The organism is Pseudomonas sp. R1-7 (assembly GCF_051132105.1).
Classification (GTDB): Bacteria; Pseudomonadota; Gammaproteobacteria; order Pseudomonadales; family Pseudomonadaceae; genus Aquipseudomonas.
Genome location: NZ_CP071661.1, coordinates 3,010,298 through 3,035,074 on the forward strand (window position 1 = coordinate 3,010,298; position 24,777 = coordinate 3,035,074).

The 24,777-nt window shown below is 61.1% G+C and carries 24 protein-coding genes; 13 read left to right on the forward strand and 11 right to left on the reverse strand.

Annotation, left to right across the window (positions count from 1 at the left end):
- The first annotated feature begins 141 nt into the window (after positions 1–141).
- From J3P79_RS13515 to J3P79_RS13525, 3 genes are all read left to right on the forward strand, one after another.
- On the forward strand, positions 142–849 hold the full coding sequence (locus J3P79_RS13515) for an HPP family protein (RefSeq protein WP_434603180.1): 708 nt from the start codon (positions 142–144) through the stop codon (positions 847–849).
- A 134-nt stretch (positions 850–983) separates the two neighbouring features.
- Complete coding sequence (locus tag J3P79_RS13520; protein WP_434603182.1) at positions 984–2,090, forward strand: enoyl-CoA hydratase/isomerase family protein; 1,107 nt, start codon at positions 984–986, stop codon at positions 2,088–2,090.
- A gap of 3 nt (positions 2,091–2,093) precedes the next feature.
- Positions 2,094–3,245, forward strand: a complete 1,152-nt coding sequence (locus J3P79_RS13525; RefSeq protein ID WP_434603184.1) for an acyl-CoA dehydrogenase family protein — start codon at positions 2,094–2,096, stop codon at positions 3,243–3,245.
- Between the two features lie 125 nt (positions 3,246–3,370).
- Here J3P79_RS13525 and J3P79_RS13530 read toward each other — a convergent pair whose 3' ends face one another.
- From J3P79_RS13530 to pssA, 7 genes are all read right to left on the reverse strand, one after another.
- Positions 3,371–4,144, reverse strand: coding sequence for an enoyl-CoA hydratase (locus J3P79_RS13530; RefSeq protein ID WP_434603186.1), 774 nt, complete (start codon positions 4,142–4,144; stop codon positions 3,371–3,373).
- A gap of 13 nt (positions 4,145–4,157) precedes the next feature.
- Positions 4,158–5,285 carry an acyl-CoA dehydrogenase gene (locus tag J3P79_RS13535; RefSeq protein ID WP_434603188.1) on the reverse strand — a complete coding sequence of 376 codons (1,128 nt, stop codon included), beginning with the start codon at positions 5,283–5,285 and terminating at the stop codon, positions 4,158–4,160.
- A 9-nt stretch (positions 5,286–5,294) separates the two neighbouring features.
- Positions 5,295–6,482, reverse strand: a complete 1,188-nt coding sequence (locus J3P79_RS13540) for an acetyl-CoA C-acyltransferase (protein ID WP_434603190.1) — start codon at positions 6,480–6,482, stop codon at positions 5,295–5,297.
- Positions 6,483–6,493: 11 nt separating this feature from the next.
- Positions 6,494–7,255 (reverse strand): SDR family NAD(P)-dependent oxidoreductase, encoded by a 762-nt coding sequence (locus tag J3P79_RS13545; protein ID WP_039588542.1) that lies wholly within the window; start codon positions 7,253–7,255, stop codon positions 6,494–6,496.
- A 16-nt stretch (positions 7,256–7,271) separates the two neighbouring features.
- Positions 7,272–8,936, reverse strand: a complete 1,665-nt coding sequence (locus tag J3P79_RS13550; RefSeq protein ID WP_434603192.1) for an AMP-binding protein — start codon at positions 8,934–8,936, stop codon at positions 7,272–7,274.
- Positions 8,937–9,091: 155 nt separating this feature from the next.
- The gene (locus J3P79_RS13555; protein ID WP_434603194.1) at positions 9,092–10,108 is read right to left on the reverse strand and encodes an AraC family transcriptional regulator; all 1,017 of its coding nucleotides are present in this window, start codon (positions 10,106–10,108) and stop codon (positions 9,092–9,094) included.
- Positions 10,109–10,119: 11 nt separating this feature from the next.
- Entirely contained in the window at positions 10,120–11,463 is a 1,344-nt protein-coding gene (pssA, locus tag J3P79_RS13560) for a CDP-diacylglycerol--serine O-phosphatidyltransferase (RefSeq protein WP_434603196.1), read from the reverse strand.
- 124 nt (positions 11,464–11,587) lie between these two features.
- Here pssA and J3P79_RS13565 point away from each other — a divergent pair, with 124 nt between their 5' ends.
- Together J3P79_RS13565 and J3P79_RS13570 are read left to right on the forward strand one after the other, a co-directional pair.
- Complete coding sequence (locus J3P79_RS13565) at positions 11,588–12,154, forward strand: TetR/AcrR family transcriptional regulator (protein WP_434603198.1); 567 nt, start codon at positions 11,588–11,590, stop codon at positions 12,152–12,154.
- 70 nt (positions 12,155–12,224) lie between these two features.
- A complete protein-coding gene (locus J3P79_RS13570; RefSeq protein WP_434603200.1) occupies positions 12,225–12,704 on the forward strand; it encodes a DUF1348 family protein in 480 nt (159 codons plus the stop codon).
- A 39-nt stretch (positions 12,705–12,743) separates the two neighbouring features.
- On the opposite strand, the gene J3P79_RS13575 is transcribed toward J3P79_RS13570, so the two are convergent.
- Positions 12,744–13,814, reverse strand: a complete 1,071-nt coding sequence (locus tag J3P79_RS13575; protein ID WP_434603202.1) for a M42 family metallopeptidase — start codon at positions 13,812–13,814, stop codon at positions 12,744–12,746.
- Between the two features lie 246 nt (positions 13,815–14,060).
- Between J3P79_RS13575 and J3P79_RS13580 the strand changes: the two genes are divergently transcribed.
- Positions 14,061–14,459, forward strand: a complete 399-nt coding sequence (locus J3P79_RS13580; protein WP_434603204.1) for a hypothetical protein — start codon at positions 14,061–14,063, stop codon at positions 14,457–14,459.
- A 15-nt stretch (positions 14,460–14,474) separates the two neighbouring features.
- On the opposite strand, the gene J3P79_RS13585 is transcribed toward J3P79_RS13580, so the two are convergent.
- Positions 14,475–15,848 carry a heavy metal sensor histidine kinase gene (locus J3P79_RS13585; RefSeq protein WP_434603206.1) on the reverse strand — a complete coding sequence of 458 codons (1,374 nt, stop codon included), beginning with the start codon at positions 15,846–15,848 and terminating at the stop codon, positions 14,475–14,477.
- On the reverse strand, positions 15,848–16,552 hold the full coding sequence (locus J3P79_RS13590; RefSeq protein ID WP_039588550.1) for a heavy metal response regulator transcription factor: 705 nt from the start codon (positions 16,550–16,552) through the stop codon (positions 15,848–15,850). Before J3P79_RS13590 ends, J3P79_RS13585 begins: the two co-directional genes overlap by 1 nt.
- A gap of 409 nt (positions 16,553–16,961) precedes the next feature.
- Between J3P79_RS13590 and J3P79_RS13595 the strand changes: the two genes are divergently transcribed.
- The 6 genes from J3P79_RS13595 (at position 16,962) to J3P79_RS13620 (ending at position 23,110) form a co-directional block, all read left to right on the forward strand.
- On the forward strand, positions 16,962–17,642 hold the full coding sequence (locus tag J3P79_RS13595) for a class I SAM-dependent methyltransferase (RefSeq protein ID WP_434603208.1): 681 nt from the start codon (positions 16,962–16,964) through the stop codon (positions 17,640–17,642).
- A gap of 36 nt (positions 17,643–17,678) precedes the next feature.
- Positions 17,679–19,220, forward strand: a complete 1,542-nt coding sequence (locus J3P79_RS13600) for a class I adenylate-forming enzyme family protein (RefSeq protein ID WP_434603210.1) — start codon at positions 17,679–17,681, stop codon at positions 19,218–19,220.
- 78 nt (positions 19,221–19,298) lie between these two features.
- Entirely contained in the window at positions 19,299–20,267 is a 969-nt protein-coding gene (locus J3P79_RS13605; protein ID WP_434603212.1) for a class I SAM-dependent methyltransferase, read from the forward strand.
- Positions 20,260–21,441: an acyl-CoA dehydrogenase family protein gene (locus J3P79_RS13610; protein WP_434603214.1), complete on the forward strand. Its 1,182-nt coding sequence runs from the start codon at positions 20,260–20,262 to the stop codon at positions 21,439–21,441. The genes J3P79_RS13605 and J3P79_RS13610 overlap by 8 nt, the downstream gene beginning before the upstream one ends.
- A gap of 34 nt (positions 21,442–21,475) precedes the next feature.
- Positions 21,476–21,862: an ectoine synthase gene (locus J3P79_RS13615; protein ID WP_434603216.1), complete on the forward strand. Its 387-nt coding sequence runs from the start codon at positions 21,476–21,478 to the stop codon at positions 21,860–21,862.
- A gap of 48 nt (positions 21,863–21,910) precedes the next feature.
- On the forward strand, positions 21,911–23,110 hold the full coding sequence (locus J3P79_RS13620; RefSeq protein ID WP_434603218.1) for an MFS transporter: 1,200 nt from the start codon (positions 21,911–21,913) through the stop codon (positions 23,108–23,110).
- Between the two features lie 13 nt (positions 23,111–23,123).
- On the opposite strand, the gene J3P79_RS13625 is transcribed toward J3P79_RS13620, so the two are convergent.
- Positions 23,124–24,056, reverse strand: a complete 933-nt coding sequence (locus J3P79_RS13625) for an MBL fold metallo-hydrolase (RefSeq protein WP_434603220.1) — start codon at positions 24,054–24,056, stop codon at positions 23,124–23,126.
- Positions 24,057–24,300: 244 nt separating this feature from the next.
- Between J3P79_RS13625 and J3P79_RS13630 the strand changes: the two genes are divergently transcribed.
- On the forward strand, positions 24,301–24,774 hold the full coding sequence (locus J3P79_RS13630) for a (2Fe-2S)-binding protein (protein ID WP_030140625.1): 474 nt from the start codon (positions 24,301–24,303) through the stop codon (positions 24,772–24,774).
- Positions 24,775–24,777: the final 3 nt, after the last annotated feature.

Here is a 24,777-nt window from a genome sequence, read left to right on the forward strand (position 1 = left end):
AGCATTAATATGAATTTGTAAGCAAGGGTAGCGACCGGCACACTGTGTATCGTTCCTCCCCCAACTGTTGGAACACTTAAAGGGCTTTCTGGGACTCTCCCGTAAGCCCATTTTTTTGTTCGTTTTTTGGATGTCTGCTTCATGCTTTCTCGCTGGTTCCCCGCTGCTATCAATACCCGTCCCACCGAATGGAGCCGTGCCGCAATCGGCATGGCCCTGGGAACAATGTTCAGTGTCTGGCTCTGTGGCCAGGTGTTCGGCCTTGAGGTGGCCCAGCACCTGATCGGCCCGCTTGGGGCCTCGGCAGTCTTGTTGTTCGCCGTGTCGTCGGGCGCCTTGGCTCAACCCTGGTCAATCTTCGGCGGATACCTGTGTGCGTCGGTCGTCGCGTTGCTGGTCGCCCATGTATTGGGCCGCACGCTGGGCAGCGCTTGCCTGGCGGCCGGCATGGCGCTCGTGTTGATGTGCTGGCTGCGTTGCCTGCATCCACCGGCGGGTGCCCTGGCGGCCACGCTGGTGCTGGCGGATGCATCAATTGTCGCCTTGGACTGGCAGGCGGTTGGCGCCGCAATGCTCGCCGGTTCTGGCCTGCTCGCCTTTGCGTTGGCGTACAACAACCTGACGCGCGTGCGCTATCCCAAGCGCGCCAGCGAGCCGGTCGCCGTCATCCCGGCGGACCATCCACCCGTGGATCGCCAGGCCATTACCGCCGCCGACTTGAAATCGGCACTTGAGGAAATGGAAGCATTTTTCGACGTAACCCCTGAAGATCTCGAGCAATTGATCCACGCCAGCGAGCGTCATGCCAAGCGCCGCAGCATCACGGAGGTGCTGTCGGGTCGCGGCTGAGCCTGTGGCTGCTATAAATATGCAGACAGGACCTGCACGTATCCCGGTTGTGCAATGCAAATTTGCACTGTTACGATCCCGACCGGGTACGCGCTACGTTATTCATAAATAACAACAAAAGCAGGGAGTTAGCGATGACAGCTCAGGTTTCATCCCAAGCTGCGGGCAGCGTGGAAACCGCGCCATACGAGGTGCTGGTCGACGTCCGCAACCATATTGGCCACTTGACCCTGAACCGCCCCGCCGGCCTCAATGCCCTCACCTTGGGCATGGTGCGCAGCATGCAGCAGCAACTCGATGCCTGGGCGCAGGACGCGCAGATTCGTGCGGTGGCCCTGCGCGGTGCCGGCGGCAAGGCGTTCTGCGCCGGCGGTGATATCCGCTCGCTGTACGACAGCCACAAGCAGGGCGACACCCTGCATGAAGACTTCTTCGTCGAGGAATATGCCCTCGACTTGACGATCCACCACTACCGCAAGCCGATTCTGGCCCTGATGGACGGCTTCGTGCTCGGCGGTGGCATGGGCCTGGCGCAAGGCGCCGACCTGCGGGTGGTGACCGAACGCACCCGCCTGGGCATGCCCGAGGTATCCATCGGTTATTTCCCGGACGTGGGCGGCAGTTATTTCCTCCCGCGCATTCCCGGCGAGCTGGGCATCTATCTGGGCGTGAGTGGCGTGCATATCCGCGCCGCGGACGCGTTGTACTGCGGACTCGCCGATTGGTACCTCGATAGCCGCAAGCTCGCCCAGCTCGATGAACGCCTCGATCGCCTGGAGTGGCGCGACACGCCTCTCAAGGATCTGCAAAGCCTGCTGGCGAAAATAGCGGTCCAACAACTCCCTGCCCCGCCCCTGGCCGATCTGCGGCCCGCTATCGACCATTTCTTCGCCCTGCCCGATGTGCCGAGCATGGTCGAGCAGTTGCGCCAGGTCACGGTTGCCAACAGCCATGAATGGGCGCTCGAGACCGCCGACCTGCTGGATACCCGCTCGCCGTTGGCCATGGCGGTGACCCTGGAGATGTTGCGCCGCGGTCGCCACCTGAGCCTGGAAGACTGCTTCGACCTCGAGCTGCACCTGGACCGCCAATGGTTCGAGCGCGGTGACCTGATCGAAGGCGTGCGCGCCTTGCTGATCGATAAAGACAAGAGCCCGCGCTGGAATCCGCCGACCCTGGAGGCGCTGGACGCCGCACGCGTGGCGAGTTTCTTCGACGGCCTCGACTACCACGGGAACTAGAACATGCAAGACCTTGAGCTGACCGAAGAACAAGTGATGATCCGCGACATGGCCCGTGATTTCGCCCGCGGTGAAATCGCGCCCCACGCTCAAGCCTGGGAGAAAGCCGGCTGGATCGACGATGGCCTGGTGGCGAAGATGGGCGAATTGGGCCTGCTGGGCATGGTCGTTCCCGAAGAATGGGGCGGCACCTATGTCGATTACGTGGCCTACGCCCTCGCCGTGGAAGAAATCTCCGCGGGCGACGGTGCCACGGGGGCGTTGATGAGCATCCACAACTCGGTGGGGTGCGGACCGGTGCTCAATTTCGGCACCGACGAACAGAAACAGACCTGGCTGGCGGACCTTGCCAGCGGCCAGGCGATTGGCTGCTTCTGCCTGACCGAACCCCAGGCCGGCTCCGAAGCGCACAACCTGCGCACCCGCGCCGAGCTGCGGGACGGCCAGTGGGTGATCAACGGCGCCAAGCAGTTCGTCAGCAATGGCAAACGGGCGAAACTGGCGATTGTGTTCGCCGTCACCGACCCGGACCTGGGCAAGAAAGGCATCTCGGCTTTCCTGGTGCCGACGGACACCCAAGGTTTCAACGTCGATCGCTCCGAACACAAAATGGGCATTCGCGCCTCGGACACCTGTGCAGTGACATTGAGCAACTGCACCGTCCCCGAGGCCAATCTGCTGGGCGCCAGGGGCAAAGGCCTGGCCATCGCGCTCTCCAACCTCGAAGGCGGCCGCATCGGCATCGCCGCCCAGGCACTCGGCATTGCCCGCGCGGCGTTCGAAGCGGCCCTGGCCTACTCCCGCGATCGCGTACAGTTCGACAAGCCGATCATCGAGCACCAGAGCATCGCCAACCTGCTCGCCGACATGCACACCCGCCTGAACGCCGCTCGCCTGCTGATTCTCCATGCCGCGCGCCTGCGCAGCGCTGGCAAACCATGCCTATCGGAAGCGTCGCAAGCCAAGCTGTTTGCATCGGAAATGGCGGAGAAAGTCTGCTCCTCGGCGATACAGATCCATGGGGGTTATGGGTATCTGGAGGATTATCCGGTGGAGCGCTACTACCGGGATGCGCGCATTACTCAGATCTATGAGGGGTCGAGCGAGATACAGCGGATGGTGATTGCCCGGGAACTGAAGCACTACCCGATGTAATTGCACGAAAAGCATCGCGAGCAAGCTCGCTCCCACAGGGTTTGGTGGTGTACACAGTGGCCCGTACACCTCAACTCCACTGTGGGAGCGAGCTTGCTCGCGAAAGCTTCAGTGCTGGCGCTGCATTACTTATCCTGAAACTCTGCGGCACGCTTGGCCACGAACGCGGCCATGCCTTCCTTCTGGTCCAGGGTCGCAAACGCGGCGTGGAATACCCGGCGTTCGAAGCGCACACCTTCGGACAGGCTGACTTCGAAGGCGCGGTTGACCGATTCCTTGACCATCATGCTGATGGGCACCGATTTGGAGGCTATCAGCGCTGCGGTTTTCAGTGCTTCGTCCAGCAGTTCATCAGCCGGCACGATGCGCGCGACGATGCCGCAACGCTCGGCTTCAACCGCATCGATGAAGCGCCCGGTCAGGCACATTTCCATCGCCTTGGCCTTGCCCACCGCGCGGGTCAGGCGCTGGGTGCCGCCCATGCCCGGCAACACGCCGAGGTTGATTTCCGGCTGGCCGAACTTGGCGTTGTCGCCGGCCAGGATGAAATCGCACATCAAGGCCAATTCACATCCGCCGCCCAAGGCAAAACCGTTCACTGCCGCGATGATTGGCTTGCGGCGATTGGCAACACGGTCGCTGTCGCTGAACAGGTCATCCAGGTAGATCTGCGGGTAGGTCAGCTCGGCCATTTCCTTGATGTCGGCGCCGGCGGCGAAGGCTTTTTTCGAGCCGGTCAGCACGATGCAACCGATTTTCGGGTCGGCTTCCAGGCGGTCCAGCGCCTGGTTCAGCTCGCTGACGATCTGCGCATTGAGGGCGTTCAGCGCCTCGGGACGGTTCAACGTGATCAGGCCGACGCGGTCCTTGATCTCCAATAAAATCGTTTTGTAATTCATGCAGGACTCCTGTTCAAAGATTGCGCGAAATAACCATGCGCTGAATATCACTGGTGCCTTCGTAGATCTGGCAGACCCGCACGTCGCGGTAGATGCGCTCGAGCGGGAAATCGTTGAGATAACCGTAACCGCCCAAGGTTTGCAACGCCATGGAGCAAACCTTCTCGGCCATTTCCGAGGCGAACAGCTTGGCCATGGACGCTTCCACCAGTGCAGGCTGGCCGTCGTCCCGTAGCGCGGCGGCATGAAGAACCATCTGCCGCGCCACGGCGATCTGGGTCGCCATGTCGGCCAGGCGGAACGCCACGGCCTGGTGCTCGATGATTGGTTTGCCGAAGCTCTGGCGCTCGCGGGCATAATCACGAGCCGCTTCGAACGCGGCGCGAGCCATGCCCACCGATTGCGCCGCGATGCCGACGCGTCCACCTTCCAGGTTCGCCAGGGCGATCTTGTAGCCCTCGCCCTCTTCTCCCAGTCGATTGGCCACCGGGACCTTCACGTCTTCGAAAATTATCTGACAGGTATCGGAGGCATGCTGGCCGAGTTTGTCTTCAACCCGTGCCACGCTGTAGCCCGGTGAGTCGGTGGGCACGATGAACGCGCTGATGCCGCGCTTGCCGGCGCCCGGATCGGTGACCGCAAAGACAATGACCACACCGGCGTTCTGCCCGGACGTGATGAACTGCTTGCTGCCGTTGAGCACATAATGATCGCCCTCGAGCCGCGCCCGCGTCTTCAGGCTGCTGGCATCGGAGCCGGCCTGGGGCTCGGTCAAAGCGAAGGCGCCGAGCATCGTGCCGCCGGCCAGTGGCGTGAGGAACCTGGCCTTCTGTTCATCGTTGCCGAACTTGAGGATCGGCACGCAACCCACCGAGTTATGCACGCTCATGATGGTCGAGCATGCGCCATCGCCGGCGGCGATTTCTTCCAGTGTCATCGCGTAGGCCAGGTAACCGGTATCACAACCACCCCACTGTTCGGGCACCAGCATCCCGAAAAAGCCGAGCTCGGCCATTTCTCCGATCGCTTCCTTGGGAAAACGGTGCTCACGATCCCACTCGGCCGAGAACGGTTTCAAACGTTCCTGGGCGAACTGTCGGGCCATGTCGCGGATCTGCGTCTGTTCTTCAGTCGGGAGCATGGGCATTCCTTAATACAGGCATTCAACGGCCATGGCCGTGGCTTCGCCGCCGCCGATGCAGATGGCCGCGACGCCGCGCTTGAGGCCTTTCTGGCGCAGGGCCGACAGCAAGGTCACCAGGATGCGTGCGCCGGACGCACCAATCGGATGGCCCAGGGCGCAGGCACCGCCATGGATGTTGACTTTGTCATGGGGGATTTCCAGCTTGTCCATGGTCACCAGCGCTACCACGGCGAAGGCTTCGTTGACTTCGAACAGATCGACGTCCCCAAGCGACCAGCCGGTCCTGTCCATCAGCTTCTTGACCGCGCCGATCGGTGCCGTGGGGAACAGCCCCGGGGCATCGGCAAACGCCGCATGGCCATGAATCACCGCCAAGGGTTTCAACCCGCGCTGTTGCGCCTGGCTCTGGCGCATCATCACCAGGGCCGCGGCGCCGTCGGAAATCGAACTGGCGTTGGCCGCCGTCACCGTGCCGCCGTCGCGAAAGGCAGGCTTGAGCGTGGGGATCTTGTCGATGCGAGCCTTGGGCGGTTGCTCGTCGTGGCGAACGGTGACCTGTTCCTTGCCAACCATGACCTGCACCGGCACGATTTCGGCATCGAAACTGCCGTCCTGGATTGCCTGTTGGGCGCGGGTGGTAGACGCGATGGCGAAGGCATCCTGGGCCTCGCGGCTGTAGCCGTTGGCCTCGGCGCAGTCCTCGGCAAAGGTGCCCATCAGGCGTCCCTTGTCGTAGGCGTCTTCGAGGCCGTCGAGGAACATGTGGTCCAGGACCTTGCCATGGCCCATGCGCAAACCGCTGCGGGCGCGATCCAGAAGATACGGGGCGTTGGACATGCTTTCCATGCCACCCGCGACCACGACATCGGCGCTGCCGGCGATGAGCATGTCATGGGCCAGGATCGCCGCTTCCATGCCCGATCCACACATCTTGTTCAGCGTGGTGCAACGGGTCGATTTATCGAGCCCGGCGCCCAGCGCTGCCTGCCGTGCCGGCGCCTGGCCTTGCCCGGCGGCGAGCACGCAACCGAACAGCACTTCTTCGACCGCGCCGGACGCGATGCCGGCACGCTCGACGGCGGCCTTGATGGCGGCGGAACCCAGCTGCGGCGCGGTCAGGCTTTTGAGTTCGCCCTGGAAACCGCCCATCGGGGTGCGGACGGCGCTGACGATGACAATCGGATCGTGGGACATGACAAATCCTCCTATTTGGCGGCCATGCGCAAGGCGCCGTCGAGACGGATCACCTCGCCGTTGAGCATGCTGTTTTCAATGATATGCCGGACCAGCGCCGCGTACTCGGCGGGTTTGCCCAGGCGCGGCGGGAACGGCACGCCGGCGGCCAGGGAATCGCGCACTTCAGGGGTCATGCCGGCCATCATCGGGGTTTCGAAGATGCCGGGGGCGATGGTCATCACGCGGATGCCGAAACGCGCCAGTTCACGGGCGGCAGGCAGGGTCAGGCTGGCGATCGCGCCCTTGGACGCCGAGTAGGCGGCCTGGCCGATCTGGCCGTCGAAGGCCGCTACCGACGCGGTATTGATGATCACACCGCGCTCGCCATCGGCGTTGGCCTCAGTTTCGGCAATGGCCGCAGCGGCCAGGCGCAACAGGTTGAAACTGCCGATCAGGTTGACGTTGATCACTTGGCTGAAACTGGCGAGGGCGTGAGGACCGTTCTTGCCGAGGATCTTCTCGCCGCGCACGATGCCCGCGCAGTTCACCAAGCCATTGAGGCCACCGAATGCATCGACTGCAGCCTTGACCGCGGCTTCGGCCGCCGCTTCGTTGCTGATGTCCGCGACCACGCTCTGGCAGCCAAGCTTTTGTGCCTGGGCAGCCACGGCGTCGGCATTGAGGTCCACCAGCATCACCTTGGCGCCAGCCTTGACCAGCATCTCACCGGTGGCAGCGCCGAGGCCGGAAGCGCCACCGCTGACGAGGAAAATCTTATTGTCGATCTGCATCATGGTTTCCTTGGATTCAAGCTGAAACGTTCTGCGCCGCGGCTTCTTGGGCCTTGGCGATTTCCTGATTGCGCAAGATAAAGCGCTGCAACTTGCCGCTCGGGGTTTTCGGCAAGTCGCTGACAAATTCGATTTCACGGGGATAGGCATGGGCCGCCAGGCGCTTGCGCACGTGCTGGCGCAGTTCTTCGGCCAGCTCTGGCGCGGCGCGGTACTGGGCGCTGAGCACCACGAAGGCTTTTACCAGCTCGGTACGCTCCGGATCGGGCTTGCCGACCACGGCGGCCTCGACCACCGCCGGGTGCTCGATCAGCGCGCTTTCGACGTCGAACGGGCCAACGCGATAGCCGGACGTGGTGATCACGTCATCGCTGCGCCCGACGAAGCTGATGCTCCCGTCCGGATTGAATTCAACGGTGTCGCCGCTCAGGTAATAATCGCCGACGAAGGCCTTGGTCGGCCCGCCCTGGTAACCGGCGAACCAGCACATCGGCGATTGGCTGCGGTCGACGGCAAGAATGCCCGGCTGACCGACACCGAGTTCCTGATGGTTTTCATCCAGCACCACGATCCGGTGGCCCGGCGAAGCGAAACCTGCCGCACCCTGGTGCACCGGATGGTCGAGACCGTGGTGATTGCACAGCACCATGCCCAGCTCGGTCTGGCCGTAATGGTCGTGGATCACCACCTCCAGGTTGTCGGCAAACCAGCGAATCACTTCCGGGTTCAGCGGCTCGCCGGCGCTGCTGACGATACGCAGCTTGCCCTTGATCGACCGGGCGAACTGGTCGCCGCCGGCAATCAGCAAGCGATACGCGGTGGGCGAACCCGCCAGGTTGGTGATGCCGTATTTATTGATGACCCGGCAGGTGCTGTCCAGGGTGAACGGGCCGTCGTAGAACGTGATCGGATGCCCCATCGCCAAAGGCCCGGTCACGCCGAAATAGATGCCGTAGGCCCAGCCGGGATCGGCAACGTTCCAAAAGGCGTCTTCAGGGCGCAGGTCCACGGCGTCGCGCATGTAGCTCTGGAACGCGACGATGGCCTTGAGCGGCACCGACAGTGCCTTGGCCGGTCCGGTCGTGCCAGAGGTGAACATCAGCAGGAACGGATCCTCGCCGGTCAGCATCACTGGCTCGCAGTGGCTGGAATGGTTGGCAACCTCGGCCCAGAAGCTGAAATCGCCACGAACGATGCCCTGCCCCTTTTCGCCGCCGACCGTAACGACGGTGGGACAATCGGCCACTTCGTCGAGTTTGGGGCGGTTGGTGGCGTCGGTGACCACGACCCGTGCGCCGGAGCTGCCGAGGCGATGTTCGATAGCCTTGGGACCGAATGCGGTAAACAGCGGCTGGTACACCGCGCCGATGCGCCACGTGGCGAGCACCACGATCAGCAACTCCGCAGTGCGCGGCAACAGGCCAGCGACCTTGTCGCCCTTGCCGACACCTTGGGCGCGCAGGAAATTGGCGAAGCGCGCCGCGTTGTCCTGCAGGTCACGGTAAGTCCAGGTCGCGTCACTGCCGTCACGGCCCTCCCAGAACAAGGCGATGCGCCCCGGCAAGGCGTGCCGGTCGCAGCATTCGACGCAGGCATTGAGCGCTTCGAGCGTGCCGTGCAACGCGGCATTGACGGTGTGCAGGTAATCGAACTGCGACGTGGCGGACGAGTAATCGCGCATGACCAGAATCCCTCTGTACTTTTTATTGGTGGGGGAACCGTGAATAGCAGGCAAATACTCGCGCCGAAGTGCCCGCGCGGCAATGGTCAAAACCCTCAAGTTGCTTGACTGGTTTGGCCATGGACCAAAGTAGGCATTGGCTGCTCGCGATGGCGTCAGCCAGCCTCGTTGAGGATCAAACTGCGATAGTGACCGGGATTGGACCCGGACCATTTGCGAAACGCCTTGTAGAATGAACTGGCGTCGGAAAACCCCAGGCGCGAGGCAATCTCCACGAAGCTGATGGAGGGTTCGGCCAGCCAGGCAATCGCCAGCTCCTTGCGCACACCATCCTTGAGCGCCTGGTAGGTTTGCCCCTCCTCCGCCAGCCGCCGGCGCAGCGTCGAGGCAGAAACGCACAGCCGCTGGGCCAGGGCCTCGGTTTCCGGCCACTGATCGGCGGGCAACTGACGCAAATCATGCCGGATACGACTGGCGAGGCTTTGCGGGTCGCGGTATTTGACCAGGATGTTCGCAGGCGCCTGCGCCAGGAAACGCTTGAGCTCCTCAGGCGTGCGCCGGATAGGCAAGTCCAGGCAGTCAGCGGAAAAAATCATCCGCGTACGGGGCCGGTCGAAGCGCAGGTTCTGGGAGAACATGACGCGGTAATCATCGCAGAAGTCCGGCTGCGGGCAGCGCAACTCCACGGACAGGATCGGGATTCGCCGTCCGGCCAGCCAGCAGGCCACGCCATGCACGATCATCCAATAGGTGAAATAGGTAAAAGCGCGCCGTGGTTCCTGGTCATCTTCAAGCAGGACGATTTCCGCCAGGCTTTGCTGGCGAACCCATTGCGCCGGCAAATGTTCAAGCATCAGCGAGAGGAAACCCAGCCCCGCCGTCAGCCCGGCCGCCAACGTCGGTTGAGCCATCGCGCAACGACAGAGAAAGGCCAGGCTGCCGGACTTGAGCTTGCGCGGGTCCATGCCGAAAAACTCGTCATCCCGGCGCCTCGCCAGCAGGCGCCACAGCTGCGCATAGGCGTGGGCCGGGACCCGCGCCTGGGCATCGTCGAGCAACGCCGGGTCGATGCCGACTTTGCGCAGCACCTCGTCGGTAGCCGCGCCCGGGGAACAGCTCTGCAGCAGCGCTTCGCGCACCAGCTGGACCGAGATGGTGTCTTTTTCCGTCATGACCCGGGTTTTCACAGGATCCGGTAAAGCAGACGCTCTATTCGCACCCGGCTGACGCGTTTGAGGAACTTGGCCACGGCTGCCGGGTAATCCGGCAATGTTTCCAGGTCCAGGTAGCGTTCGATCCGCTGGGTGTGCCGATAAATCTGTTCGAGCTCGGCCTGGCGCGGTCCCGACAACTCGCCCTTGGGGTCGTCGAGCAACAGGGCATTTTCCAGGTCCAGGCGAAACGCCCGTGGATTGAGGTTGTTGCCAGTGAGCAAGGTGTAGCGCTCGTCGACCCACATGCCCTTGAGGTGATAGGTGTTGTCGCCGTCACGCCACAGGTGCAGGTTCAACTGGCCGCTGTCGATGTAGCGCTGATGCCGCTTGGCAAAGCGACGCAGGCTGATTTCGTACAGATAGGGCAATGCCGCAATGATCTTGAACGGCTCGCTCGGCGGGATATAAAAATCGTTGGCGGTCTTGTCGCCCACGATGATGTCGATCCGCACGCCGCGGGCCAGGGCGCGGTTGATTTCCCGGGTCACGGCCAACGGCAGGTTGAAATACGGCGTGCAGATGGTCAGCTGCTTGCGGCTGCTGGCGATCAATTCGCCGATCACCTTGCTCAGCGGGTTGTTCTTGCCGACGCCCAGCAAGGGGCTCACCGACAAGCCGTTCTTATCGAGGCTGCCCGCCGTCGTGTCATACGCTGCGTACTTGAGGCGACTGCGCAAGTCGCCGATGTCCTTGCGCAAGCTGCGCGTGCTGGGCAGGTTCGGCAGGTCGAGGCGATGCACGGCCCTGGAGGCGATCAGGCCGTGCTGCACCAGATGATGCATCGAATCGGCCAGCGCAGCGTTCCGCAGAAGGTGATATCGGTCGTAGCGGTACTTGTCGAATTTGTGCAGGTAGACGTTGTTCAGGCTCGCGCCGCTGTAGAGCACAGCGTCATCGATCACGAAGCCTTTCAAATGCAGTACGCCGAATAGCTCGCGGGTCTGCACCGGCACGCCATAGATCGGCACTTCGCTGGCATGGGTGCGGGTCTGTTGCTGGTACCACGCCGAATTGCCCGGCTGTTTCTTGGCACCGATCAGCCCGCGCTGGGCTCGCAACCAGTCCACCACCACCGCGATGTCCAGTTCGGGGCGCGCGGTTTTGGCGGCATGCAAGGCATCGAGGATTTCCTGGCCCGCCTCGTCCTCTTGCAGGTAGAGGGCGACGATGTAGATACGCTGGGTGGCCTGGGCGATCTTCTCCAGCAGGCAACGGCGAAATTCGGCGGCACCGTCGAGAATGGTCACGGCCTCGGCGGTGAGTGGAAAGCTGCGCAGCTTGGGCAGCAGGGAGCGTTTGAAAAGCGACGGCATAGGGCTCGCAAAAGGTCGAATCCGAAGAGCCAATGAGCTTACACCATGATGCGCGGCTTGGGTCTCCCCGTCGTGACGAAAAAAACATTTGACCAAGAAGAATGATCGTTCTACTGTCTTTCGCATGAACGAAATCACACGCAATGACACACAAGACATCATCCTCGATGTCGCCGAAAAGTTGATCTACAAAAGTGGTATCGCCGCCACCGGAATGGATCTCCTGGTGAAAACCGCCGGCGTCTCCCGGAAAAGTATCTATCGCTACTTCGCGAACAAGGAGGAACTGGTGGTCGCTGCACTCAAGCGCCGTGACGAGCGCTGGATGCAGTGGTTCAGCAGCGAGGTGGACAAGGCGCCAACACCGCTCGCACGACTGCTCAACCTGTTTCCCGTGCTCAAGGGCTGGTTCCAGAGCGACGGCTTTCGCGGGTGTGCTTTCATCAACACCAGCGGCGAAACCGGCGATCCGCAGGATCCTGTCCGCCAAGTGGCAAAGCTGCACAAACAGAAGTTGCTCGACTATGTGACGCGCTTGTGTACCGAGCAAGGCGTGGAGCAACCGGAGGTACTTGGCCGACAGCTACTTATCTTGATTGACGGCGCGATCACCCTCGCGTTGGTCATGGGCGACCACGACGCTGCCGATCAGGCCCAGGACGTGCTGAAGGCTTTGCTAGCGATTAAATAAGCAATACCCGCACCCGCAAGACCGCCTGTAAGACCGTAATGCACTCATCATTCATGATCTGGAGATAACCATGTCGTCCGCTGCCGAAGTTCGCCCACCGCTGCCGCCGTTCACCCGTGAGTCGGCCATCGAGAAAGTTCGCCTGGCCGAAGACGGCTGGAACTCTCGTGATCCGCAAAAAGTGTCGCTGGCCTACACCCTCGACACTCAATGGCGTAACCGCGCCGAGTTCGCCCATAGCCGGGAAGAAGCCAAGGCGTTCCTGACCCGCAAATGGGCCAAAGAGCTGGATTATCGCCTGATCAAGGAGCTCTGGGCCTTCACTGACAACCGCATTGCCGTGCGTTATGCCTATGAATGGCACGACGACTCGGGTAACTGGTTCCGTTCCTATGGCAATGAGAACTGGGAATTCGATGAAAACGGCCTGATGCGCAATCGCTACGCCTGCATCAACGACATGCCGATCAAGGAAAGCGAGCGTAAATTCCACTGGCCGCTGGGTCGCCGGCCCGACGATCACCCGGGGCTTTCGGAACTGGGGCTGTAACCCCAACCCTGTGGGAGCCACTGGCTCCCACAGTTTTTTTCATCCTTTGGCTCGATTCAGCAGGAACTCCAGCAACGTTGCCGCGCAGGCCTCGATGCTTCCTTCCACGATCAATTCATAGCCATGGGTGTTTTCCGTCGGTATCGCAATGCAACCGCCCTGGGCCGAGACCCCGCTGCTCATGATTGCACTGGCGTCGCTGGCAAAATCCGCAAGCAACGCAAATTGCGGCGTCAACCCGCTGCGTCTACCGGCCTGGTACAACTGGTCGACGATCCCACGGTGGTAACAGCCGTTCTTGTCGCCTGTGTTGATAATCGGGTCGACGCCCAATCGGGTGGCGTATTCCGCGACCACGGGGCCGACCTCGACTGCGACCGTGGCGTCCCCGGGCAGGTGACTGGCGGCATAGAGTGCGCCGGCATTGGACTCTTCTTCTTGCGTGGTGAAGACCAGATACACATCGTCCGGCAGCTCTTTACGGCGTTCACCCAACAATGTGGCGGCCTGGAGCGTGGCGACCATGGGCGCGCGGTCATCCAGGAAATGCGCGGCGATGGCATCGCCCACCCGGAACGGTCGCCGCCAGTGCTGGCTCAACACCACCCGCGTGCCGGGGCGTACCCCATGGGCCTCCAATTGCTCGCTTGAGCAGCGGGTGATGACGTGGACGTCACCCCAATTGACGTTTCCCGACAGGACGTCCGCACCTTGATGGGTTTCACCGGTGCTGTGCATCGACCCGAACGACAGCACACCTGGGATGAAATCCCGGTCGCCAAGGATATCCACTGGGCAAACGCCGAAATTGATTGGATTGGCACCTCCCAGGGCCACCACCCGCAACGTACCGTCAGGCTCGATGCGTTTGACCAGCATGGCGATCTCGTCCAGGTGCGCCATGATCCGGATGGGTTGATTGGCCTTGGTATCCGACCGGGTTCCCTTGATCAGGCCGATGACGTTGCCGGCCGGGTCGATCCAGGTTTGGTCGCAGTGCGGTTCCAGCTCCCGCAGGCAAATGTCGCGCACTTCATGTTCCTGTCCGCCGGGCCCGCGGGCCATCAGCAACTCTTCGAGCAGCGGCAAGGTGGACGGATTGGGTTGCATCGGATGGGTCTCCTTTTCTCCGGGTGCGGCCAGGTGACGAAACGGGCCGCAACGTGTCTGTCTTCTTGAACACGCCTGATGCCGGAAAATTTGATCGGATCCTGGCGAAACTGACGAGCGGACCTTGCCCGCACGCGGACAGGCGGCCCGCCCGAAGGGTTGACCGACGCGGCGCCAGGCATCACATTGCCGGGGTCGCCCCTACGCCAAAGGCGGTTTTGTTGTGTCGCTGACCTTGTGGAGCCCATGACCGCGTCGATTCCGATCCGTCCCCCCTGCCCGCCTGGTGTCTGTGATTGCGGGCGTGATGCGTTGCTGCAAGCGCCGGGCAGCGATTTACGCATCCTTTGCCTGAATCGCCAGGAGGAAAAGCGCCTGCTTGAGCGATTGGAAAATATCCAGAGCCTGGACGAGCTCGAACGGCTGCAGCAGCGGCTGTATGACAACCTCGGTGTACGAGTGACCATCGAGCCCGGTTACAACGAGGTTCGGACGATGCGCGGTATTGCCATCGAATTCCAGGAGCAGCCTGGGCTGTGCCGCAAGATCCGCCAGTCGATCCCGGCTGCGATCCGTCGGGGGTTGGAAAAGCGGCCTGAAATTGCTTGGCGGCTGTTGGATTCGCGGGATCTGTTTCGCGACTGATGGGTCATCGTGACGCTAGCGTGCCGCCTGGCTCGTCAAGGAAAACCCGAAGGTATTGAGGCCGTCCTTGCTGTGGGCAAATACCCGCCCGCCGTGCATGGACGCCACTGCCCGCACGATGGAAAGCCCCAAGCCGTGATGCGCGTCACTTCGCGCCCGGGCGGCGTCGGCCCGGTAGAAGCGCTCGAACAAGCGCTGCAGGTGCACGTTATCAATCGGTTCGCCGGGATTGGACACGCTCACCTCGGCCTGCATGCCGTGCCTGACCAGGCTCACCGTAATCGTGCTGGTCGGCACCGCGTATCGCGCCGCGTTCTGGATCAGGTTGGCCAGGGAACGGTGGAACAGGCGCCGGTCGATACACACGCGCATGTCGCCTTGGATTATTACGCTCAGCTGCTTGTCGTGCAGGACCGGCTCCAGGTACTCCACCGTCTTCGACGCCTCTTCATAAAGCGAAACATCGCTCAGTTCGGTTGCGCGCTGGCCGCTTTCGGCCCCCGCCAGGAATAGCATGTCGTTGACGATGGCGCCCAGTCGCTCCAGTTCTTCGAGATTCGATTGCAGCAAGTCCTGGAGTTCATTCACATCCCGACCATGGGCCAAGGCCACCTGGGTCTGGCCGATGAGGTTGGTCAAGGGTGTGCGCAACTCATGGGCGACATTGGCGTTGAACCCTTCGAGCTGGCTCCAGGCGGCTTCCTGGCGAGCCAGGGCGCCATTGAACGACACGGCCAGTTCCTGCAACTCCCCCGGCAGCGCCTCGGTGTCCAAGCGTTGTTTCGAATCTCCCGGCGGCAGGCTGTTGGCCTGACGGCTCAGGCGCCGCACCGGTCCCAGGCCGAAACGCGCGATCCAATAGCCCAGCAGCGCGACCAGCCCGACCCCCAATGCAGACGTCAGGATCAGCGTCTTGGTGAAGTTGTCCAAAGTCTTCATGAACGGCGTCGAATCGAGCCCCACGATAAAACGCAGCTCCGGCCGGCTGCCCATGGCAGCGATGGTTTCGATCATCAGCACCATGGGACGATCGCGGTCAGGTATGGCCACGGTGGAAAACCCATCCGGACGCTTGGACCAATCCTGGCCGTCCGGCATCGCCCCGCCATAACTGTAGGCCGGGTTGTCGACCAGGACCCAGTAGCGCACGCGCTCGTCGGCGGGCGTCAAGCCGTCGAGCTTCTGCCGCAGCCCGACCCAGAATTCAGGCGAATCATATTTGGCGAGCACCGGGTCGAGAACCGAATGCCGCAGGATCAGCTCGTTTTGCATCTGGTCTTCGAGCGATTGCTTCAATGAGCAGCGCAGCAGCGTTGCGCTGACTGCGGTAATGAGCATCACCGCGAGGGCAAACATCAGGGCGAGCCGCTTGGAGATCGATCCTTTCATCACAGCGCCCCGACTTGCCTATCGTCCGCTTCACGGCTTTCCAGCACATAGCCCATGCCGCGCACGGTATGCAGCAACTTGCGCGGATACGGCGCATCCACCTTGGCACGCACGCGCTTGATCGCAACCTCCACCACGTTGGCGTCGCTGTCGAAGTTCATGTCCCAGACCTGTTCGGCAATCATCAATTTGGAAAGGATTTCCCCCTGGTGTCGCGCCAGCAGGCTCAACAGGCAGAACTCCTTGGCCGTCAGGTCCAGCCGAAGCCCGCCCCGGGTCACCTTGCGGGCCTGCAGGTCGACCTCCAGGTCATCGATGCGCAAATGCGTGGGATCGGCCGCGTCATCGGCGCGGCGGCGGATCAAGGCCTGGACGCGCGCCACCAGCTCGGCAAAGGAAAAGGGTTTGCCCAGGTAGTCATCGGCACCTTCGCGCAAGCCCCTGACGCGATCATCCACCGTGCCCCTGGCCGACAACATGATCACCGGGGTCTTCTTGTGCAGGCGCAGGCCCTGCAATACGCCGTAGCCGTCCTTGCCCGGCAACATGACATCGAGGATCACCACGTCGTAGTCCAGCTCGAGCGCGTAGTGCAAGCCATCGATGCCGTTGGTCGCGACATCGACAATGTAGCCGAGCTCGCTCAAGCCACGGTGGACATAGGAGGAGGTTTTTTCTTCGTCCTCGACAATCAGCAAGCGCATCAGGTGACTCCTCTCCGAAAGCGGGGCAACCAGAAGAGTCTAGACGCAGAAGGTGTCGGGAGGCTGACAGCTTCCTGACATTCCTGACAGGAAACCGCCCGCGAACCAGTCATGACCATGCGCTATGTCACTTGATCGTGACAAAATTTTTGGATCCAAAGCTCGCCTTCATCTTGACAGGGCCAACAGACGCGATGAAATATGGCACTTCGTTACGGCCTGTTCTTAATCGCATTCAGCTCGGACGCTTAATAATAATTAAAAGGATTTTTCATGATGATATGTCGCCTCAGACGCCGTCCATTACTTTGTCTTGTTCTTCCGGATTAACACTTTATAGTTCCGCTCGGGGCTTTTCGGAGTTTGCCGATCAGTTGTCTGCGGGCGTATGGCGGTGGAGGAGAAAGGTATGAAGGTCGTCAACAGTGCTGCCCTGAAAGAGTGGTATAGCAATGAATACAGCGCTTGTGACAACGGCACTTTGTTTGGCGAGTTGCGAGCGGAGTTCAAACAATTTCTATCCCGGCTTCCCGACGGCCCCGGCGATGCACTGGAGCTAGGCTGCGGAGACGGCCGCAACCTAACGGCCCTGGCGCGCAAGGGCTACCGCCTGACTGGCGTGGACATGGTCGACAGCACGGTACAGAGTCGCACGCGCAATCCATGGTTAAAGGATCTTGACTTTCAGCAAGCGGATATTCTCACTTATGAACCCGTTCGCGAAGGCTACGATGTACTTGTATGTTCCGAAGTTCTGCATTTCTTCCCTGAGGACAAACTTCAGGAAGTCATGAGCAAGATAATCGGCGCGGTCAAACCTGGCGGATATGTTTTCCTCGACCTGTTATCCGATCTGTCTCGTTTCTTTCAGGCGAGCGGAGAGCCTTTTCGATGGGACAAAGAAGCTGGCTTATCTATCCGAGACAGCGAAGGACTCTTTGATAGTTGGCTGGGCAACTTCGACATCTTTGCTTTCAACCATTTTTTCGACCAGCAGAGTTGGCCTCTGAGCAGCGCTGATAACTTGCCGATTGCCCCCTATACATGGCAGGGCACCTACGTTTCGGTGTGCGCGCAAAAGCGCAAGTAACGTCGCGGCAGTTAGCTTGAAAGGAGATATTGAGCCATGCAGCTTTTGCATCAGGTCATCGCAAACAACGCCAGTCGATACCCAACGAAACCGGCGATCATTCTGGACGGGCAAGCGACCTCGTACCAGGCGCTGCAAGAACACGCAGACGATATCGCTTCGGTGCTGCCAATGCTTGGCATCGTTCCGGGGGACCGAGTCGGCCTATACGCGCGCATCTCCGCTGACCTAATCGCCGCTTTTCTGGGCTTGCTGCAAGCGGGGGCGATTACCGCCGCCACTCATCACACTTTGGGTCGTACCAAACTGATCCATCAGCTCAAGCATTCGGGTGCCCGTGTGTTGATCACGGACTGTACCGATGATCTGCAGGGCCTGATGGATGACGCCGGGCTTGAGCGGGTGTTGCTTACCATTCCATCCAAGGTCGCAATGCCGGGAGTTTTTCAACTGACCGACATCATGGCCACCTATCGAGATAAAAAGAACGCGGCTGCCCCATTATTGGCGGACGACTTGGAACGGCCCACCTCGATTTTCTACACGTCAGGGTCAACCTTCAATCCAAAGGGCGTGCTCGTCAATCACCGCATCATGCTGGCTGCCTGCGATCGGGTCACCGGTTATCTGCAAAACGCCCCCGACGACCGAGTTCTCAGTTACTCCACCCTTGCATCCGACTACGGCGTCTACAACGTGCTGATGCCGCTATACGCAGGCGCCACCAGCGTTATCGAAAGCCGAGCTGCCGGCAGTGCGGAGGATGTGCTCGCGGTCGTCGAGCGCGAGGCAGTTACCGCCCTGCACGTTTTTCCCCCCGTGTTTTTCCTACTCGCCGATGCCGGCCCGCATTGGCAGGCGCGGGTGGCCAAATTGCGTTACATATCCAGCAGCGGACAGGCTCTTCACACGCGCCATATCCAGCGCATCCGTACAGCCCTCCCTCATGTACGAATCTTTTCGAACTATGGGCTCACCGAGTGCAAACGTGTGAGCTACCTGCCTCCAGATGAAATCGACCGTCGGCCGACGTCGGTAGGTAAACCTTTGCCCGGCGTCAGCGTGTACTTGATGGATGAACAAGACAGGCGCATTGAACACCCCGGACAAGTGGGCGAGCTGTTAGTGACGAGCGATTTCTTGATGCTCGAGTATTGGAACATGCCTGAAGCCAATGCCAGTGCGTTTGTCCATGATCGCTTCGGCCATTCGCGGCTCTATCGCACCGGCGACCTGTTCAGGCTCGACGCCGAAGGCTACCTCTACTATGTCGCCCGCAAGGACGACGTGTTCGCTCGCAACATCTGGAACGTCAACCCGCGGGAAATCGAGCAATGCCTGGCCTCCCACCCGGCGGTCGCCCAGGTGCTGGTAGTGCCGGTCGCCGACGAGTCCGCCGGCCACGTGCCGAAGGCCTGCATTGTGCTTGATGCTGAACATCGCGAGACCCCTGAGCAGGCGCTGCTCGATTACTGCAAGGCACGTTTGGACTGGCATATGGTGCCGTCCCAATGGGTGTTCCTGGACGCCTTGCCGAAAACCGATTCGGGTAAGTTTTCCGCCAGGGGACTGAACTGATAGAGGAGTCATGTCATGAAGACGTCCCGCCAAGCCACGGACGGCAGCCGCCTCGACCGAGAGCTGGAGCAAAGCGCCATGTTGAAACTCGCCGGACACTTCCACAGCTTGGCGACGGGTGCCAGCCAGGTGCCCATGCAGTCCCTTGACAGTCACCTACGCTCAACGATCCAAGACCCGAGCGTCCTCGACTACCACGACCGCCTGATAGAAGGCGCAGGACCACTGTTCTCGCACTTTCTGGCCAGCGTCCCCTACGTTCTGGAAGAACTGTCCAGGATTGGAGCAGCTCTGACCCGCCTGGCCGAGGCCAATCACACAGCAACAGGCCAAACCTTCAGTCTGTTCGAAGTGGATGCGTTTGACGGCAGTAATGGCCGCGCCCTTGCTGGCCATTCGAAAGGCCTCATCCGCAGTTTTACTTCATCGCCGAACCAGGCCAATCAACTCACATTCGACCGGCATGCCAACCCCGCGCTGTCGCAGTTCTTTGCGCAGTCCGTGTTCAAGGTCACACCCGAACTGCTGCAAACCCCCGGATTCGCTCGTTTCAACCAAGGGTTCGATTTCATCTATGAAATGGCGGCGTTCCAGTTCTACAACCGCGACCGCGACCGCCAGATCAGCCATATCAAACAGTTCCTCAAACCCGGCGGGCTGGTTTTTTTCCTTGAGAAGCTCAACCACCCCGATCCCGAAGAATACCTGCGACGCGAGCGCATCAAGGACGAGGTCTTCAAGACGCGCTACTTCAGCGATGAAGAAATCCGCTGGAAGCGCCAGCAGATGCTTGAGCAAATGGAAAACGGCCAAGTGACCTTGCAAGAGCTGGTCACCGCACTGGCTGCCCGGTTCAGATGTGTCTACCTGTTATGGAGCAGCAGTAACTTCTGTGAATTCGTTGCCTCAGACGACTCGCAGCAGATCGAGATGTTCGTCAACCTTTTGGGACCGGTGATCCAGCCCACCGAGTTCTGTTTCGAGGGTCAACGGCTCGGCATCGTAGTGCCCAAGCAAAGTGCTGCCGGGGAGCGAAGCGATGCATGATCTTCCAGGCCTGGCCTTTCACCGCGATGCCCTGCCCTCGCTGTGCCAGCGAGCCGTTCAACACCTGCCCAAATGGCGGGAACGGGCTGCGGCTGCCGAAGCGAGCCGACGCTTGAGCCCCCACACTTTCGAGGAACTGTTTGCCGGAGGCTGGCTGGACCTGCTGTCCCCGCGCGCACCGTTCACAAGCGCCGGACATTGGCCGACGCTCGTGGAAAGCGCTCGCATCGCCGCTCGGGCATGTGCGTCCACGGGTTGGATGGTGGCGCTGGTCGGCGGTCACGGCGCCATCGCCCGGCGATTGCCTCCGGCCTGCATGGATCTGCTATACGCTGAAGGACCGCACCAACTCTTCGCCTCAGCCTCCATCAGTGCCGATAGCGTGCTGTCGTTTGAACCGGGAGGGGTGCGGGCCGACGGTCGGTGGCGCTTCAGCTCGGGCATTGACGACGCGACTTGGATAATGCTCAACGCCCCCTGCCCCAACCACCCGGACAGTGCCCATACGCCGCGCTTTCTGGTGCTGGTCGCAACCCATGAAGTCGAAAGGCTCGACAGTTGGGATACCTGCGCAATGGCCGCAACGGGGTCTCACGATGTGCTGACCCGCGGGGTGTTGGTCCCCCATGATCGGGTGTTCGCGCTCCATGAAGTGTTTGGGCAGGGAACGCAAGGGTCGACATCCGACTACATCGACCGGGTCCCCCTGGTGCCCTACCTCACGACGTCGATCATCGGTCCGCTGCTTGGGTGTGCAGAAGGCGCGCTTGCGGCGTTCGTAACGGCGTTCGAAGGCTCGTTGACAGCCAGCGACCCTCGGATCGCCGAACAGGCGGCCCATTCGGCAGTGCAGTTGTACAGTGCCGAGCTTCTGTATGCCTCGATCGTTACGCGGCTGCACAACGCAGGACTCCATAATTGCGCGCTGGAGACTGCGCACCTGCTACAACTCAAGCGCGACCGCGCCTATCTGGCGCACCAATGCGTGCAGGTCGTCCGCCGTCTGGTGGAAAGGCTCGGTGCCTCTTCCTTGGTAGCTGGCAATCCGCTCCAGCGCCATTGGCGTGATATCCAGGCGATGGCCGCGCACCGGGACGTTGCCTGGAACGAAACGATGCGGGCCAGTGGCGATGCTCTCTTGCACCCCACCATTGGCGACCCCCCACGACATTGATTTGTTTCCAATCGGCTATCCCAGAGAGGTTCCCATGTTCATCCGCAACCTATCCGATGTCGAAAACACCGCTCATTTCGTCGAGTGGGGCGCCGGCACAAGCCACCGCCTGCTCACCGAGCGCGATGCCATGGGCTTTACGCTATGCCATACCATTGTGCGCGCCGGTACAGAGTCGCTGCTGCAATACCGAAACCATCTGGAAGCGTGTTATTGCATCGCGGGGGAAGGCGAAGTCGAAGACATGCAGGGAAACGTCTTTACGATCCGGCCAGGTGACGTCTACGTGCTCGATCAGCATGATCGACATTTCCTGCGTGGCGGCAAAGAACAAGACCTGGTTCTGGTCAGCGTCTTCAATCCGCCGCTGCGGGGTGATGAGCGGCACAATCTCAACGACAGTTCGGGGTCGGCCTACTGATGCTTCGCCTGACCACCACACCACTTTTGTTACCCGCAGGACGTTTCTATGCGTAAGGATTACCTCGCTTTTTTCATCTCCTTGTTTTTATCGAGACTGGCGGATCAGATTCTGTTGTTCATCGTGCCACTGGTCGTGTTCCAGACCACCCAAAGTGCTTCATGGGCCGGATTGGCATTTTTCATCGAATCCCTGCCGCGATTTCTAGCGTTCCCCTTGTGTGGCGCGCTATGTGACAAATACTCACCCAGCCGGATTCTGCATATCAGCCAAGTATGCCGGGCCTTGCTCTGCGTCGTGGCGATGGTTCTTTATGCAATTTTCGGTGGCATCGCGTGGGTCGTGGTGCTGTCAGCCGTATGCGGGGTGCTGACTACACAAGGCATCATGGCTCGTGAAGTATTGATGCCACATATTTTTCAGCACTACAGCTACACCAAGACCCTCTCTTACTCGCAGATAGCCGACCAGACCGGGTTGGTTCTCGGGCCGCTGTTGGCGGCACTGATGCTGGAAGTATGGGCTTGGCACTGGGTGGTGCTCTGGATCGCCGGTCTGTTTCTGCTGGCCGACCTGAGCATGGTGGTATGGCAGCGCCTCAGCCGCATTTCCCTGGAGGTATTCGAGCAACACCAGGACATCTGGTTGCAGCCGCTGCGGATCGCGTTCGGGCATATCCAAGATTTGCCGCAGTTGAAGAAGATCATTCTGTTGGCGGTAGGCGTCAACCTCATCGTTGGCGTCACCTTGGCCACTTCAGCGGCGATGGTGATCGGCGAGTACAGCGCTGGCAAAGACAGTTATGCAGGTTTGCAAGCCGCCGGCGCCGTGACCACGATCATCATCCTGTTCTTTCTCGCCCGAGTGGCCCTGCCGCTTCGGATCCTGGGTGGAGTCGGCTATTCGATGATCGCCGCGGGCGCTTTTATAAGCGCCCTGAGCCCCCATCTATCCGGCTACGTCTTGGGGTTCCTGTTGATCGTCGGCTTCGACAAGATGTTCAACGTCTACATGCGCACCATCCGGCAACAGGTGATCCCGCCTCAGGACTTCGGCAAGACCGTAGGCGTGATCACACTGCTCAATAACCTGTCACAGCCTCTCGCCGGCCTACTGGTCGCACTGTTCGCGTCGTCTTGGGGTACGCAGGACGTCATCTTGATCCTGGCCGTGATGACCACCTTCCTGGGCGCAATAGCCTTGTGGTGGTTTGACAAAGCGTCAAGCTGGGCCCGGACATCCACCTAGGGCCAGCCGACGCTCAATAATCCCAGGACCCCGCCACCCAACGAAACGCATCACCGTCGATCGCCACCCGGCCTACGGACGGAAACGACAGGTGCGTTGCCACGAACAGCTCGCCGCTCGCCGCGGCCTCACGCATGAGGCGTATGCGAACGCGCACCGCTTCTTCAGGATCATGTTCGAAGCCGTTTTGCCAGTCAGGATGGTCGAAGGCCACCGGGAACAAGGCGTCACCGGCAAACGTGAGTTTTTCGCGGCCAGACGTCACATGCACCACACTGTGCCCCGGGGTATGCCCACCGGTGCGCTTGACCACGACGCCCGGCGCCACTTCATATTCGTCTTCAAAAGTCTGCAGTTTGTCGTGGTACGCCTCCATGAACTGCCGCGCGGTCGTGTGCAGCACGTCGGGTATCGGCGCAGGCATGACGGTGCGCGAGAAGTCCGGTTCCGCCCAGAAGTCGACTTCGGTCTTGCAAACATGAATTCGAACATCCGGACGCAGGCGACTCCTGACCTCATCGACCAGCAGCCCACCAATGTGGTCCATGTGCATATGGGTGATGACCACGTCGGTAACGGAAGAAAGTTCGATACCGGCCGCTTCCAGTCGCTTGGGAAACAGTCCGGCGCGGGGGAAGCCGGGAAACTGCCCGCCCAATCCGGCATCGACCAGCAAGGTCTGCTCTGCGCTGCGCACCACCAGCACGTTGAGCGCCCAATCGAACGCGTCCGGGCCCAGGAACATGTACTTGAACCAGGCGGCACGGGCGGCGGGGTCGACATTGGTGGACATGGTCGAGGTCGGCAGCGGCAACACGCCGTCGCTGACCACCAGCACGTCAATGTCGCCGACCTTGAGTGCGTAGCGCGACGGGACAAGCTCCTCGGTCGCGGATGTTCCCTGGACTGCGGTTTTTTTCGCCGGGTCTTGCAGATGCATCGTCATGATCGCTCTCCTGTACTGAATGAGGTTCCGTGTTGACGGATCACCTGGAGAACGAGTGTGCATCGCGGCGCGGCGCGCTCGGTATCATACGCGGGTATGCGATGCCTACATCTTGGCGTGGTCGTTTCAAACCAACGGCTGGCAATTTGCACGATTGGGCAATCATCGGACCGAATCGTGCAAGCTAACGCGCCCAATGCTTCCTATAGTAATCGGTGCCCAACCATCTGGAGCTGGTCCGACTATGAGCGCCCTCAATATCAATGGCCGTGAGCATACGGTCGACGTAGATCCCGGCACCCCGATTCTCTGGGCCTTGCGCGACACGCTGGGCATGACCGGCACCAAGTTCGGCTGCGGTGCGGCCCTGTGCGGCGCCTGCACCGTTCATCTGGATGGCCAGGCCATTCGCTCCTGCGTGACGCCGGTTGCCGCGGCGGTTGGCAAGAAAATCACCACCATCGAGGCCGCCACCGATGGCAGCGACCCGGTGGGCAGCGCCGTGCATGAAGCCTGGGTCAAGCATGACGTGGCGCAGTGCGGCTACTGCCAGAGCGGCCAGATCATGAGCGCGACCGCGTTTCTCAAGGCCCAGCCCAAGGGCAAGCAGCCGACACCGGCCGAGATCGACTCGGCCATGGCCGGCAATATCTGCCGCTGCGGCACCTATGCCCGAATCCGCGCCGCGGTGGCCGACGCCGCCAAAGCCCTCGCCTGACAG